The sequence below is a fragment of the Flavobacteriales bacterium genome, from assembly GCA_016713875.1.
Taxonomy (GTDB): Bacteria; Bacteroidota; Bacteroidia; order Flavobacteriales_F; family PHOS-HE28; genus PHOS-HE28.
Window position 1 is genome coordinate 639,174 of the sequence record JADJOI010000003.1, and the last position, 14,034, is coordinate 653,207.

Consider the following 14,034-nt stretch of genomic DNA (forward strand, 5'->3'; position numbering starts at 1 on the left):
TCACTGCGGCCCGGTGCGCATCACGGTGATGGTCTCGTTGCGGTTCACCGGGTTCAGCCAGTGCACCACGCGGTCCACCAGGCCGGGTTCGGCCACCGCCACGCCCTCCAGCGGCCCCAGGATCGCGGTCATGCGCGCTTTGCGCGCGTCCAGGTCCTCCTGCCCGATAAAGAGCACGGCGTCCGGGCGTTGGTCGGTGGGCAGGCGGGCGATCAGTCCGGCGAGGTCCTCCGCAGGGTCGGCGTAGGGCAGCTGGCTGGCCCGCCACCGGCCCAGGTAGTACATGGGCATCCAGGGGGGCTCGTGTTCCACGGTGTCGTCCACCACCAGGCCGTGCACGGGCGCTCCCTCGCGGAGGGCGAGCATGGCCTCCACGCGGCTGCGCTTGCTGTAGGTGAAGGTGATGGCCACCAGCAGCACGGTGTTGAGGCCCCAGGTGAAGCGCATCACCCCGCGCCAGAGGCCGGGCCGCGCCTGCCACCAGGCCGAACCGGAGCGGAAGGCCTCCCATGCGGCGAAGCCCAGCACGAAGGCCAGCGGCACGATGGGCAATAGGAAGCGCTCCTGCTTGTTGGGGAACCAGGAATGGATGGCCAGGAAGAGCATCACCGGCAGCCAGAGGAGCCAGGGCCGCATGCGGCGGAACAGGCCGAACAGCACCGCCAGGCTGAAGGGGGGGATGAAGATGCCCCCCAGCAGCAGCAGGTAGTTGTACCACGGCTGGTCGAAGTAGGTGGTGGTGTTGGCCAGGTTGTACCGCACATACTCGGTCATCTCGGCGAAGGGGCGGCCCCAGATGAAGAGGTCGATTCCGCCCTGCAGCAGGACCAGCGGCAGCAGCACGCCGGCGCCGTAGCGCAGCCCATCGGCCCATCGGCGCATCGCCAGCAGCACCAGGCCGGGCCCGGCGGCGAAGAAGATGGTCTGGAAGCGGATGTTGATGGCCATGCCGATCCACACGCCGGCCAGCAGCACCGCGCGCGGGGCCGGGCGCTCGTCCTTCACCAGCTGATAGGCGGCCAGCATCAGGAAGGGGATGCACACCACCTCCACCAGGTTGCGCACGGCCAGGAAGGGCATGAAGTAGAAGAGGGCGAGCAGCAGCCCGCAGTTCCAGGCCGCCTGTTCGCCGCCGAGACGCAGGGCGATCCGGTACCCGGCGCGCACCACCACCAGGCTCCAGAGGGCGTGCAGCAGGCGCACGAGCACCATGTTCACCTCGGGGTCGTCGGCGCCCAGGGCCGACAGGCCACGGAACAGCAGGTAGTGCAGGCCCACGTACACGAAGCTGTGGCCGCTGGGGGTGGCGTCCGCGCCCTGGTTCCAGGGCAGCCAGGTGTTGTAGTCGGCCGCGTCCACCCAACTGCGGGCGGGCTCGATCACCAGGAAGTGGTCGTCGTGGGCGAAGTAGCCGGCCGAGAACACGGCGGCCAGCAGGCGGGGCACCAGGGCGATGAGCGTGAGGGCCGTGAGCGGGTCTCGCCGCAGGGTCGCCAGGTCCATCGGGCGCCAAGGTACGGCCGGGCGCAGCGCACTTTTTTTCACGGGCCCTTCACCGTGGGGCCACAGGCCGCCCGCTAGCTTTGGGCACCCGCCACCGGTCATGAACATCGTCATCCTCTCGCGCGACGGCAAGCTCTACTCCACCCGCCGGCTCGTCGAGGCCTGCGAAACGCGCGGCCACACCGCGCGCGTGGTGAACCACGTGAAGTGCGACATCCTCATCGAGCGCCGCAATCCACAGGTGACCTACGGCGGGCAACCCCTCACGGACGTCGACGCCATCATCCCACGCATCGGCGCCAGTGTCACCTTCTACGGCACGGCCGTGGTGCGGCAGTTCGAGATGATGAAGGTGTTCACCACCACCGAGAGCCAGGCGCTGGTACGCAGCCGCGACAAGCTGCGCAGCCTGCAGATCCTCACCCGCAGCGGGGTGGGCATCCCCAAAACGGTGTTCACCAACTACAGCAAGGACGTGGGCAGCATCGTGGACAGCGTGGGCGGTGCGCCGTGCATCATCAAGCTGCTGGAGGGCACCCAGGGCCTGGGCGTGGTGCTGGCCGACACCAAGAAGGCGGCCGTGGCCGTGTGCGAGGCCTTCAACAGCCTCAAGGCCCGCGTCATCGTGCAGGAGTTCATCAAGGAGAGCCGCGGCATCGACATCCGGGCCTTCGTGGTGGACGGCCGCGTGGTGGGCGCCATGAAGCGCACTGGCAAGGAGGGCGAGTTCCGCAGCAACCTGCACCGGGGCGGCACGGCCCAGCTCATCGAGCTCACCCACGAGGAGGAGGTGACGGCCATCAAGGCCGCGAAGGCCCTGGGCCTGCACGTGGCCGGGGTGGACATGCTGCAGAGCGACCGCGGCCCGCTGGTGATCGAGGTGAACAGCTCACCCGGCCTGGAAGGCATCGAGGGCGCCACCGGCAAGGACATCGCCGGCGAGATCGTGAAGTTCATCGAGCGGCACGTGTAGGCCGCCCCGCTCAGTCCACCAGCCCGAAGGCCTGCGCCACCAGCCAGGTGCTGTGCAGGTCCACATCGCGGCTCACCCAGCTGCGGCGTCCGCCCTGATCGGGCCGGTCGCCGGGATCGATGGGCAGCTGGTGCCCGAGCCCCTCGAAGCGGACCAGCGTCACCACCGTGCGATCGCCGGCGCGGTACACGCGCCGCTCCACGTGGGGCAGCCCGCGGAAGGCGAGGTCCACCGCGTCGGGCACCGTGTCCGCTCCGGCCACGGTGGCCCATTGCGCCACTAAAGCCAGGCCGTGGCCGTAGTCCACCACCTGGTCCCGCGTGCCGTGCAGCACCAGCAGGGGCGGGTAGGGGGCGTGGCGGTCGGGATGCAGGCGGGTCACCTGCTCGGCCCAGGTGGCGGGCGGCAGCACGCGCGGGTCGCGGATCACCAGCCGGGCGTCCAGCGTGCTGTTGGCCGCGCGGTAAGGGGCACCGGCGAAGATGGCCACGTGGGCGAAGAGGTCCGGCGCGCAGGCCATGAGCGCTGCGGCCAAGGCGCCGCCGCTGCTCACGCCGTAGAGGTACACGCGTTGGGGGTCTGCGCCCAGGTGCTCCACGGCGTGGCGCACCATGCTCGTCACCGAGCCCACCTCGCCCTGCTCGGGCAGGATGTCGTCCGGCCTGAACCAGTTGAAGCAGCGGAGGCTGTTGTTGATGGGGCGCTGCTGCACGTACAGCACCAGGCATCCGGCGCGGTCGGCCAGGTCGTTCCAGCCGCTGAGGGCGGCGATGCGGCGCGCGCGTTGCGTGCAGCCGTGCAGCACCACCACCAGCGGGCGTCGCGCGGTGGCCGTGCCCGCCGCACCGTGCACGAACATGCGCAGGTTGCCCGGGTCGGGGCCGAAGTCCTTCACCTCCTGCAGGCCGCTGCCGGCGAGCGCAGGTGTGGCAAGGAGCGGGAGCAGGGGCAGGAGCAGGCGCAGGATGAGGATGAACGGACCGCGCATGGCGCCAAGCTACGGAGCCGGGTGGGGGAGTGGATGGTGCCTGAACGACGCCCTTCCGTACCGTCCTCGCGAGCGGCCCGAAGGGATGCGTGGCGATCGCCCTGAGGTGGACGGGAGCCAGCCGTGATCAAGCCCCCTCCTGAGCAGCGAACGCTCGCTGCTCCGCACAAGGAGGGGCACGGGGAGGTTTCGCTCCGATGTGATCCGGGGTGCCTGAGTTGCCACCTCCCCCAGACCCTCCTTGCCCGGCGCGTGGAGCGATCCACGCGCAGGAGGGGCGCTCATCCGGCAAGGATCTCCCTGATGCGGACACGATCACCTTCCCCTTCGACCCGTACCTTGGCTACCGGCGTGTACACCGCCGTGCTGGAGGCTGATGGCATCCGGATCGGTGTGGCCAAGTTCGAGTTGGTGAAATGAAGCACACCGGGTCGCTGGTAGCAACCACCGCAGGGCTCCTGTTGCCCTTGACGATGTGTACCGCACAGGAGTTCCAGCGCAGGTATGATGCCAGTGGGCAGGCACGCGCTGATAACGGATTTGGGATCGAACTTGCAGACACCGCGGGGGCCGTGGCCTTCGGAGGAACCCAATGGAGTGATGGACAGGTCGTGTATTCTTCGGTGGTGTACACCCTTCATCTGAATGAAACCGGTGCACCGGTAGATACGTTCGTGGTGGTTACACCCTGCTGCGCGACCTATATCGGGTGGGCCAACTCATGCTTTCCCCGACAGGGCGGTGGATACGGCCTTGGCGGGAGTCAATTGGACACCCTGGGAAAATCGAGCGCTGTCCTGTTCCTCTTTGCCCCCCATGGTGCTCTTGACACCTTGATCCCGTATATCCAGCTGCCCGAGGATTGGGCAGGTCGTTGTGGCAAGCAGACCCCCGATGGGGGGTATGTGATCACAGGCGAGACCAACGCCAGCGGCACCAGCTTGGACGGTTTTCTGCTGAAGTTGGACAGCCTGGGGAACCAGGAGTGGGTGCAGACCTATGGGCTGACGAACCGGACAGAGTACCTGACGACCGTGGACCTGGCGCCGGGGAACGGCTATTACCTGGGTGGCCAGCTGAACGCCGGTGGAGGCAACTACGACCAATGGCTGCTGCGGGTGGATAGCACCGGACAAGAAGTGTGGCAGGAGACGTATGGGACCGTATACAATGACTTCCCCAATGCCCATGTGACCAGCCTGGCGGATGGCGCTGTGGTGTTCGCGACCAGCTTTACCCTGAACGTGGACGAGGATCAGGTGCTGGCGCTGGTGAAGGTGGACCCCGGCGGTAGCACCATATGGAGCAAGGCGTACGACGGAGCCCAATACAACAACGCGCTGTTCGCCGTGAAGGAGGTGAGCCCCGGCGGCGACCTGATCGCGGTGGGGCAGAGCTCGTTGCCCAGCCTGTTCAACGGCGTGCTGTTGCGCACCACGGCGCAGGGCGACAGCGTGTGGATGCGGTATTACCAGTACGCGGATAGTGTATGGACACAGGGCCACGGGACCTTGCGCGATGTGGTGCCCACCGCTGATGGAGGATTCATCGCAGTCGGGAGGGCGATGGCCAGCAGCAACAACCCGAACGACCCGCCGATCTACGGACAGGACACGTGGGTGGTGAAGGTGGACAGCATGGGCTGCCTGGAGCCGGGCTGCCACCTGATCACGGGCCTGACGAGCCAGGTGACGAACCTGCGGGATGCGCTGCGGGTGTGGCCGAACCCGTTGCTGGCGCAGGGGCAGGGGCAGGTGCAGGTGACGTGGGACCTGCCGGAGGCGGTGACCGGGTCGGCGCAGCTGACGCTGGTGAGCCTGGCGGGACAGGTGATGGGCAGCTGGCCGGTGGCGCTGGCGGAGCAGGGGCATACCCTGGACCTGGGCGGCACCGCGGCGGGCCTGTACCACGTGCACTTGGTGGTGGAGGGGCGGTGGGTGAGCGGGGCGAAGGTGGTGGTGGAGTGAGGGAGGGAGACGGGTAGCGACCTGACGGCAGCGGTGGACGTGGCCTCCAGCTTCCGGCCACAAGCCACCAGCCACTAGCCTCCAGCTTCCGGCCAAAGGCCTCCAGCCGAATGCCATGAACCACAGGACCTGTCCCGCCCCTGCGGGATGAACGCCGATGGACACAGATGCGCGCTGACGCTTGTCTGAAGGCTCCAGTCACTAGCCACCAGCCTCCAGTCACTAGCCACTAGCCTCCGGCTTCCGGCCACCAGCCACTAGCCACCAGCCACTAGCCACCAGCTTCCGGCCACAGGCCACCAGCTTCTAGACTCCAGCTTCCGGCCGCAGGCCACCAGCCGCTAGCCTCCAGCTTCCGGCCACAGGCCTCCGGCTTCCGGCTGTGGGACGCCTTCGCAAGGACCTCGGCGCGCGAGGGGAGATCGCTTCAGGCGGAAGTCCGCCTTCGCGAAGACGGTGGGGTGATGATCGGACCGCGGTGCAACCGCATCCGTGGCGACATGGTGAGGCGCGTGATTGACCATGTGCCCATGTGCTCATGTGCCCGTGTGACCATGTGACCATCCCGCTATGGCGGGACAAGTCGTGCCCATGTGACCATGTGCTCATGTGCACTGCGACGAGGTGCGCTTGCGAACAGGCCTTCGTCCTCCTCCGTTCCTTTGCACCCCATGCGCCGCACCATCCTGCTCCTGCTGGTCACGCTCGTGCTCGTGCCCGTCGTGTCCTACTTCGCCGACGCCCCGCTCACCGTGCTGCAGCGGGAGACGCTGGGGGTCCTGCTCCGCATCTACATCGCCAGCGCGCTGCTCACCTTCGCGGTGGCCGAGCTCACGCGCAACTGCAGCCAGGTGGACAAGCTGTGGAGCCTGATGCCGCCGGTGTACGCCTGGGTGATGGCCGACGCTGCCGGCTACACGCCGCGCGCGCTGCTGATGGCGGCGCTGGTGACCGCCTGGGGCCTGCGCCTCACCTACAACTTCGGCCGGCGCGGCGGCTACAGCTGGCGCTTCTGGGCGGGCGAGGAGGACTACCGCTGGGAGGTGCTGCGCCGCAACCCCATCCTGGCCAAGCCCTGGGTGTGGCGCCTCTTCAGCCTGGGCTTCATCTCCTTCTACCAGCTGGGGCTGGTGCTGCTCTTCACGCTGCCCATGCTGCTGGTGGTGGACGCCCCCGGCGCGCTCGGCGTGGCGGACGGCGCGCTGGCCGTGGCGATGCTCGCCTTCCTGGTGATCGAGACCGTGGCCGACCAGCAGCAATGGGAATTCCAGCGGGAGAAGCACCGCCGCCTGCGGGCCGGCGAGCCGCTCACCGGGCGCTATGCGGAAGGCTTCGTGCACGATGGGCTGTGGGCCATCGTGCGCCACCCCAACTACATGGCCGAGCAGGCGCAATGGCTGGTGTTCTACGGCTTCAGCGTGGCGGCCACCGGGCGGTGGGTGAACTGGAGCCTGTGCGGCGCGCTGCTGCTGGTGCTGCTGTTCCAGGGCAGCGCCGACTTCAGCGAGGGCATCAGCGCCGGCAAGTACCCCGGCTACCGCAACTACCTGGCCCGGGTGCCCCGCTACCTGCCCTGGCCCAGGCCCGGCGCGTGATCCCCTGCGGGGATCTCATCTGTGTTCATCCGTGTCCATCCGTGGTTCGATCCTGTCCGGACCGCAGCGGGGATCGTTTCTGGGTTCATCGGTGTCCATCCGTGGTTCGATTCCGGTTGAACCGCATCGGACCCCATCGGGTCATCGTATCCGTGTTCATCTGTGGTCCACCCCTCCTGAACCACCGCCGATCGCCGTACACTCGCGGATGATGCGCCGTTCCCTCCTTGCCCTGCTCGTCGCGGCCACCACCCCCCTGGCCGCGCAGGACGTCACCGCCTTCCTCGACTACCGCGACCGGCTGGTGGTCTTCGACAAGGGCACCTTCTCGGTGGTGGAGGGGGTGCGCCCGGCCGCCTTCCAGGTGGGCGGCAACTACGTGTCCTACCTCAACGCCATCGGCGACCTGAAGCGGCACGCCAACGGCCGCACCACCACCCTCGACCGGAGCACCGGCGCGCAGATCACCGTCACCGACCACCTGCTCGGCGTGAAGCTGGCCACCGCGCTGAAGCTGCACGACGGGCGCGAGCTGCGCACGGTGTGTGTGAACACGGGCCTCTACGTGGTGGAGGACAGCCTGGCGGCGTGGGTGGACGAGGCGCAGCGCACCATCCACATCTGGTACAACGGGCGCGACGAGGTGCTGGCGGACGGGCTGGCCATCGGCGCGGTGCAGGACTGGAAGAGCGGGGACAACCTGCTGGCCTGGGTGAGCACCATCGAGCGGCGCTTCCGCATCTTCCACCGGGGCGTGGTGTACGATGCGGCCGATGTGTACGACGCGGGCATCGACTTCCAGGCGGGCGCGGACCTGGTGCTCTACCTCGATCCGCAGGGCAATGGCCTGAAGGCCTTCCACAAGGGCAACTTCTACGACCTGGAGCCCATCGCCCCGCAGCGCTACGCGGTGGGCAAGGGCATCGGCGCCTGGCTGGACCGCACGGGTGCGCTGAAGGTGCTGGAGGACGGGCAGATCTACACGGCCACCGATTTCGCGCCCACCGAGTTCCACGTGCGCGACAGCCTGGTGGTGTTCCGCGACCAGGACATGCTGAAGGTGTTCCAGGCCGGGCGGGTGCACGAGGTGGAGCGCTACTGGCCCGAGCGCTGGGACGCCAGCTGGGGCATGCTGGCCTACACCGCGGTGGACGGCACGGTGCGCGTGTGGCGCAAGGGCCGGGGCGAGGTGGCGCTGCGCGAGCGAACGGCCACGGGCTTCTCCCTGCAGCGCGGCCTCCTCACGGTGACCATGCCGCTGAACGCCGTGCGCATCTGGTGGAAGGGGCGGGTGTACACGCAGTGACGGCATGCGGCATCGGCCACCCACGGGCGAGTACGACGCGCTGGTGATCGGCGCGGGCATCAGCGGCCTCACGGCGGCGGCCATCCTGGCGCGGGCGGGGCTGAAGGTGTGCGTGCTGGAGATGGACGCCCGCCCCGGGGGCTACCTCGCCGGGTTCCGCCGCAAGGACTTCCGCTTCGACAGCGCCATCCACTGGCTGAACCAATGCGGCCCCCGCGGCTACGTCACCCGGGTGTTCGACCTCATCGGTCGCGACCACCCCGTGGCCCGTCCGCAGCGGCGGATCCGCCGGTGGAAGAGCCCGTCGGTGGACCTGCTGCTCACCGACCGGCCGGACGACCTGAAGGCCGAGCTCATCCGCCGGTTCCCGCATGAGCGTGCCGGCATCGAGCGCTTCTTCCGCGACGCCTGGAAGCTGGGGCGTTCCTTCGACCGCAGCAGCGGCCTCATCCGCGCGCAGGAGACCATGGGCCCGGTGGAGCGCGTGAGCTACATGCTGCGCCGCTTGCGCTTCGCCCTGCCCTTCATCAGGCACCTGGGCTACCAGGGCGATGCCGGCGTGAAGAAGGGCCTGGACCGCTACTTCACCGACCCCGGTCTGCACAAGCTGTTCAGCAGTGAACAGGAGCTGCTGGCCTGCCTGGTGCCCATCGGTTGGGCCTACTTCGGCGACTACCAGAGCCCGCCCAAGGGCGGCAGCCAGGTCTTCCCCGAATGGCTGTCCCACGTGGTGACGCGCCTGGGCGGCGAGCTCCACTACCGCTGCCGCGTCACCCGCATCCTGCTGGAGGGCGGCCGCTGCGTGGGCGTGGAGGGCGACCAGCGCGGCACCCCCTTCACCCTACGCGCCCGGCAGGTGATCGCGGCCTGCGATGTGGAGACGCTCTACGAGCGCATGCTGCCGCCCGAGGCGGTGCCGGAGAAGCTGAAGGCCAGGCTGCGCGAGGCGGTGCTCTACAGCAGTTCGGTCACCGTGTCGCTCGGCCTGGACGTGCCCGCCGAGGCGCTGGGCTTCAACGAGGAGCTCATCTACCTGCACCGCGACGATGTGCCGCGCGATGCGCACGGTGGCACGGACCCCGCGCAGAGCGGCATCAGCATCCTGGCGCCCAGCCTGCGCGACAAGAGCATGGCGCCGCCGGGCATGGGCACCCTCACGCTCTACATCCCCGCCCTCTTCACCGACCACGGCACCTGGGCCACCGAGCGCGACGCCTCGGGCGCCATCGTGCGGGGCGAGGCCTACGAACGGCTGAAGCAGCAAGTGGCCGACGCGCTGATCGACCGCGTGGAGCGGGCGCTGGCACCGGGGCTGCGCAGCCACATCGTGTACTGCGACGTGGCCACGCCCATCACCCACTGGCGCTACACCGGCAACCGCAACGGCAGCATGATGGGCGCCAAGCCCGGCAAGGAGAACTTCAAGGCCGGCATCGCGCACTACCGCACCCCGGTGCCGGGCCTGCTGCTGGGCGGCCATTGGGCCGACCTCGGCGGCGGCGTCCCCATCGCCGTGAAGTCGGGCGTCAACACGGCCCTGATCGTGCTGAAGGACCGCCGCCATGCCGCCTTCGCCACCTGGCGCGACTACCTGGACAAGGGCCTTGACGTGGAGCGCGTGCGCACCGGTCCGGGGCTGGTGCCCTATGCCGAGGACTGGGTGCAGGCGCCCACCCCGGCGGAGAAACGAGCGCTGCGCGGCGAGGCCGGTGCGGAGGAGGAGGGGTGATCAGCCCAGGACGTCCTTGCGCGACACGTCCACCACGAAGCGGCCGCGCAGGAACTTGCGGCCCAGCAGCACCTGGTGCTTCATGTCGCTGCGGTCGAACAGGGTGAACTGGGTGCGCACCGTGTGGCCGTTGAGGCGCACGCGGGTGCTGATGAGGTAGCGGCGGGTGGTCTGCCCGGTGCTGCTCTTGACCGTCACCCGCTTGAAGCGTTTGAAGAGCTTGGTGCGTCGGCGGCCGCCCATCTGGAAGGTGACGGCGAGCATGGGCACGCCGTCCACCTCACGCTTGCGGACGCGCTGGTAATGCAGGGCGCTGCGGTAGGCGCCGGTGTCGATCTTGGCCTGCACGCGGGCGATGCCCAGGCCGGGCAGGGCGATGTGCTCCAGCCGGCCGATGAGCACCGGGGGGCGGTGGGCCATGGCGCGAAGGTGGCCCATCCGGCGGCGGGTGGCGGGCGCGGCCCGTGGGAAGTTCCCATGCGTGGCTGTTGATGGGTGTGGCACGACCCTTGCCGGACGCCGCCGCGCCGGTCGGGGCCGTCCTTCACCTGACGGATGGCAGCTCGCCGCACCGGAAAGAACCCGATCTTTACACCCAACGCACATAACCGCCCGCGCCGGGCCATCGGCGCATGCCATGAAGAACCTGTACACCCTGAGCCTCGCCGCCGCCCTGATGCTGGGCGCGGCCACCGCCCACGCCCAGACCCCCGCCCGCAACGCCTCCGGCGCCCCCGTGCCCATGGAGAGCTACGGCAAGGCCATCACCCCCGACGGCGCCATCGGCGCGCACGACCTGCTCGACCGCATGAAGAGCAGCGAGAGCGTGACCGCCAAGGTGGCCGTGGAGGTGCTCACCAGCTGCGCCAAGAAGGGCTGCTGGATGGACGTGGCCCTGCCCAACGGCGAGGTGATGAAGGTGCGCTTCGTGGACTACGGCTTCTTCGTGCCCACCGAGGGCCTCACCGGCAAGCGCGCCATCCTGCAAGGCGTGGCGAGCAAGGAGGTGATCGACGTGGCCACCCAGCGCCACTATCTGGAGGATGCCGGCAAGAGCAAGGAGGAGATCGAGAAGATCACCGAACCCAAGATCGCCTACACCTTCCTGGCGGAGGGTGTGCTCATCGGTGACTGAACCGCGCTTGAACCTGAACGTGCGGCCCGGGGCGATGCTCCGGGCCGTGCTGTTGGCGGCCGTGCTGTGGGCGCCGCCGCAGGCCGCGCACGCGCAGCGGGTGCACACGCTCGACCCCGGTCGCGAGGCGGCCTTCGTGGGCGCCGGCCTGGTGCTGAACGGGACGGCCCTGCTGCTGCCCGCCGACACGGCCGGGCTGTGGGCCCGCCACGGGGGCCGCGACCGCGCCACGCTGTCCGGCTTCGACCGTGCGGCGGCCTTCCGCTGGTCGCCGCCGGCGCACCGGGCCAGCAATGCCCTCTTCCTGTCGGCCCTGGTGCTGAGCGCGTTGGGCCCGGCGCTGGCGTATGCCGACGACCGGCCCGGCGTGCCCATGGCCCTGGTGGGCGAGAGCTTCCTGCTGTCCGCCGGACTCACCGGCGTGGTGAAGGCCGTCACCCACCGGCCGCGGCCGCTGGTCTTCAACCCCGATGCGCCGATGCACGAACGGCGCGAGCGCGACGCCTACCGTTCGTTCTGGAGCGGCCACGCGGCCAACACGGCGGCGCTGACGGTGAGCGCGGCCATGCTGGTGGACCGCGCCGACGTGGACCCCGCGGTGCGCACGGCCACCTGGGCGGGCGCCGTGGCGGTGCCGGTGGTCATGGGCTGGCTGCGGGTGCGGGCCGGGAAGCATTTCCCCACGGACGTGTTGGCAGGTTGCCTGGCCGGGGCCGTGGTGGGTTGGGCGGTCCCCTACTTTCACCGCCCCGAGAACCTGCCCTGACCATGTCCGACGCCCCCCGCTTCGCGCTCGCCATCCATGGCGGCGCCGGCACCATCGCCCGTTCCGAGATGACCCCCGCCCGCGAGAAGGCCTACCGCGACGGGCTGGAGCACGCCCTGCGCATGGGCGGTACGGTGCTCCGAGAAGGAGGTTCGGCCCTCGATGCGGTGGAGGCCGCCGTGCGCAGCCTGGAGGACTGCCCGCACTTCAACGCGGGACGCGGCGCCGTCTTCAACGCCGACGGCCAGCACGAGATGGACGCCTCGGTGATGCGCGGCGACACCCTGCAGGCCGGCGCCGTGGCCTCCGTGCAGAACGTGCGCAACCCCGTCACCCTGGCCCGCCGCGTGATGGAGAAGAGCCCCCACGTGCTCATCAGCGGGCTGGGCGCCTTCGAGTTCGCCCACCGCGAGAAGATCCTGCTGGAGGACGACCAGTACTTCTTCGACCAGTTCCGCTACGACCAGTGGCAGCGCACCAAGGGCACCGACACCTACCAGCTGGACCACAGCGACGGCGAGCACAAGTACGGCACCGTGGGCGCCGTGGCCCTGGACGTGCACGGCCATCTGGCCGCGGCCACCAGCACCGGCGGCATGACCAACAAACGCTGGATGCGCATCGGCGACAGCCCGCTGATCGGCGCGGGCACCTACGCCAACGACGCCACCTGCGCGGTGAGCTGCACGGGCCATGGCGAGAGCTTCATCCGCGCCGTGGCGGCCCACGATGTGCATGCGCTGATGGCCTACAAGGGCCTGTCGCTCGCCGAGGCGGTGCGCGTGGTGGTGCACGAGAAGCTGCCCTCGCTGGACGGCGATGGCGGGCTGATCGCGGTGGACCGCACGGGGCAGGTGGTGCTCGACTTCAACTGCACGGGCATGTACCGCGGCCACCTGGCGGCGGACGGCACGCCGGTGACGGCGATCTTCAAGGACTAGGTCCGGCGGAGTGCCCCGCGCAGGCGGGAGTTGGGCGCGGGGGTGGGCGGCGGGCGGGGGGGGGCGCGGGGGGGGGGCCCCCCGGCCGCCCCGCCCGGGCGGGGGGGGGGGGGGGGGGGGGGGGGGCGGGGGGGGGGGGGGGTCCCGGCCCCGACGCAGAAGCCCGGATCAAGGCCACAGGCTTGGCGCGGGAGTTAGGCGCGTGGGGCATCGTGCGGGTAGACCGTCCCCCGTGCCCCACGCAGAGGGCTGGCGGGGAGTAGGGGCGGGGGGCATCGGCGGGTAGCCTCCTGCCCCGACGCAAGCGCACAAGGCCCGGTCTGGCGCGGGAGTTGGGCAGGCCCCGCCACGCAAGCTCGGCACAGGCCATCTGGCGGGGGGTAGGCGGGCGTGGCATCGTGCGTGGTAACCCTCCGCCCCACCAGAAGTTCCACGGCACGCCCCGCTCATCCATGCGGGGGACCGGTCGCCCATGCCGTGAGGTCCGATGCGGACCACCGTGCCATCTTTGCGCCACATCCAGAACCGACCATGAAACGCCTTCCCCTCCTCATCGGCCTCGGCGCCATCGTGCTCATCGCCCTGTGGGCCATGGGCTTCTACAACGGCACGGTGGGCCTCAACGAGGACGTCGCCAAGCAGTGGAGCAACGTGGAGAACGCCTACCAGCTGCGCGCCGACAAGACCAAGAACATCGTGGAGATCATCAAGGGATCGGCCGAGTTCGAGAACAAGACGCTGCGCGAAGTGGTGGAGGCGCGGGCCAAGGCCACCAGCATCACCCTCGACGGCGACAACCTGACGCCGGAGAACATCAAGGCCTTCGAGCAGGCCCAGGGCCAGTTCACCGGGGCGCTCTCGCGCCTGATGGCCACGGTGGAGCAATACCCCAACCTGCAGACCACGGCCGCCTTCCGCGACTTCCAGGCCCAGTACGAGGGCATGGAGAACCGCATCGGCGTGGAGCGCCGCAAGTACAACGACGCGGCGCGCAACTTCAACACGCGCATCAAGCGCTTCCCGGGCAACCTGCTGGCCGGCCTGTTCGGCTTCAGCGCCAAGGGCTACTTCGAGGCCCAGGAAGGCACCGAGAACGCGCCTGACATCTCCTTCAAGTGAGCCGCACCGCAC

The 14,034-nt window shown here is 69.4% G+C and carries 12 protein-coding genes; 9 read left to right on the forward strand and 3 right to left on the reverse strand.

Going from position 1 to position 14,034, the window contains the following annotated elements; translation table 11 throughout:
- A complete protein-coding gene (locus IPJ87_04185; protein ID MBK7941064.1) occupies positions 1-1,503 on the reverse strand; it encodes a glycosyltransferase family 39 protein in 1,503 nt (500 codons plus the stop codon).
- Between the two features lie 100 nt (positions 1,504-1,603).
- On the opposite strand from IPJ87_04185, the gene rimK reads away from it, so the two are divergent.
- A complete protein-coding gene (gene rimK / locus IPJ87_04190) occupies positions 1,604-2,476 on the forward strand; it encodes a 30S ribosomal protein S6--L-glutamate ligase (protein ID MBK7941065.1) in 873 nt (290 codons plus the stop codon).
- Positions 2,477-2,486: 10 nt separating this feature from the next.
- On the opposite strand, the gene IPJ87_04195 is transcribed toward rimK, so the two are convergent.
- On the reverse strand, positions 2,487-3,464 hold the full coding sequence (locus IPJ87_04195) for a PHB depolymerase family esterase (GenBank protein ID MBK7941066.1): 978 nt from the start codon (positions 3,462-3,464) through the stop codon (positions 2,487-2,489).
- A gap of 833 nt (positions 3,465-4,297) precedes the next feature.
- Here IPJ87_04195 and IPJ87_04200 point away from each other — a divergent pair.
- The 4 genes from IPJ87_04200 (at position 4,298) to IPJ87_04215 (ending at position 10,061) form a co-directional block, all read left to right on the forward strand.
- Positions 4,298-5,431 carry a hypothetical protein gene (locus tag IPJ87_04200; GenBank protein MBK7941067.1) on the forward strand — a complete coding sequence of 378 codons (1,134 nt, stop codon included), beginning with the start codon at positions 4,298-4,300 and terminating at the stop codon, positions 5,429-5,431.
- A 671-nt stretch (positions 5,432-6,102) separates the two neighbouring features.
- On the forward strand, positions 6,103-7,026 hold the full coding sequence (locus tag IPJ87_04205; GenBank protein ID MBK7941068.1) for a DUF1295 domain-containing protein: 924 nt from the start codon (positions 6,103-6,105) through the stop codon (positions 7,024-7,026).
- 208 nt (positions 7,027-7,234) lie between these two features.
- The gene (locus IPJ87_04210) at positions 7,235-8,332 is read left to right on the forward strand and encodes a hypothetical protein (protein MBK7941069.1); all 1,098 of its coding nucleotides are present in this window, start codon (positions 7,235-7,237) and stop codon (positions 8,330-8,332) included.
- A gap of 4 nt (positions 8,333-8,336) precedes the next feature.
- Positions 8,337-10,061 carry an NAD(P)/FAD-dependent oxidoreductase gene (locus tag IPJ87_04215; GenBank protein ID MBK7941070.1) on the forward strand — a complete coding sequence of 575 codons (1,725 nt, stop codon included), beginning with the start codon at positions 8,337-8,339 and terminating at the stop codon, positions 10,059-10,061.
- On the opposite strand, the gene IPJ87_04220 is transcribed toward IPJ87_04215, so the two are convergent.
- Positions 10,062-10,481 carry an ATP-dependent zinc protease gene (locus tag IPJ87_04220; GenBank protein ID MBK7941071.1) on the reverse strand — a complete coding sequence of 140 codons (420 nt, stop codon included), beginning with the start codon at positions 10,479-10,481 and terminating at the stop codon, positions 10,062-10,064. It abuts the gene before it with no gap.
- A gap of 217 nt (positions 10,482-10,698) precedes the next feature.
- Between IPJ87_04220 and IPJ87_04225 the strand changes: the two genes are divergently transcribed.
- The 4 genes from IPJ87_04225 (at position 10,699) to IPJ87_04240 (ending at position 14,022) form a co-directional block, all read left to right on the forward strand.
- The gene (locus IPJ87_04225) at positions 10,699-11,196 is read left to right on the forward strand and encodes a DUF4920 domain-containing protein (GenBank protein ID MBK7941072.1); all 498 of its coding nucleotides are present in this window, start codon (positions 10,699-10,701) and stop codon (positions 11,194-11,196) included.
- A gap of 7 nt (positions 11,197-11,203) precedes the next feature.
- Positions 11,204-11,962: a phosphatase PAP2 family protein gene (locus IPJ87_04230; GenBank protein ID MBK7941073.1), complete on the forward strand. Its 759-nt coding sequence runs from the start codon at positions 11,204-11,206 to the stop codon at positions 11,960-11,962.
- 2 nt (positions 11,963-11,964) lie between these two features.
- Positions 11,965-12,903, forward strand: coding sequence for an isoaspartyl peptidase/L-asparaginase (locus tag IPJ87_04235; protein ID MBK7941074.1), 939 nt, complete (start codon positions 11,965-11,967; stop codon positions 12,901-12,903).
- Positions 12,904-13,434: 531 nt separating this feature from the next.
- Positions 13,435-14,022 carry a LemA family protein gene (locus IPJ87_04240; protein MBK7941075.1) on the forward strand — a complete coding sequence of 196 codons (588 nt, stop codon included), beginning with the start codon at positions 13,435-13,437 and terminating at the stop codon, positions 14,020-14,022.
- The last annotated feature ends 12 nt before the right edge of the window (positions 14,023-14,034 follow it).

Coding starts and splice junctions, on each gene's coding strand:
- IPJ87_04185 (MBK7941064.1), bottom strand. CDS start 1,503: ATGGACCTGGCGACCCTGCGGCGAGACCCGCTCACGGCCCTCACGCTC.
- rimK (MBK7941065.1), top strand. CDS start 1,604: ATGAACATCGTCATCCTCTCGCGCGACGGCAAGCTCTACTCCACCCGC.
- IPJ87_04195 (MBK7941066.1), bottom strand. CDS start 3,464: ATGCGCGGTCCGTTCATCCTCATCCTGCGCCTGCTCCTGCCCCTGCTC.
- IPJ87_04205 (MBK7941068.1), top strand. CDS start 6,103: ATGCGCCGCACCATCCTGCTCCTGCTGGTCACGCTCGTGCTCGTGCCC.
- IPJ87_04210 (MBK7941069.1), top strand. CDS start 7,235: ATGATGCGCCGTTCCCTCCTTGCCCTGCTCGTCGCGGCCACCACCCCC.
- IPJ87_04215 (MBK7941070.1), top strand. CDS start 8,337: ATGCGGCATCGGCCACCCACGGGCGAGTACGACGCGCTGGTGATCGGC.
- IPJ87_04220 (MBK7941071.1), bottom strand. CDS start 10,481: ATGGCCCACCGCCCCCCGGTGCTCATCGGCCGGCTGGAGCACATCGCC.
- IPJ87_04225 (MBK7941072.1), top strand. CDS start 10,699: ATGAAGAACCTGTACACCCTGAGCCTCGCCGCCGCCCTGATGCTGGGC.
- IPJ87_04235 (MBK7941074.1), top strand. CDS start 11,965: ATGTCCGACGCCCCCCGCTTCGCGCTCGCCATCCATGGCGGCGCCGGC.
- IPJ87_04240 (MBK7941075.1), top strand. CDS start 13,435: ATGAAACGCCTTCCCCTCCTCATCGGCCTCGGCGCCATCGTGCTCATC.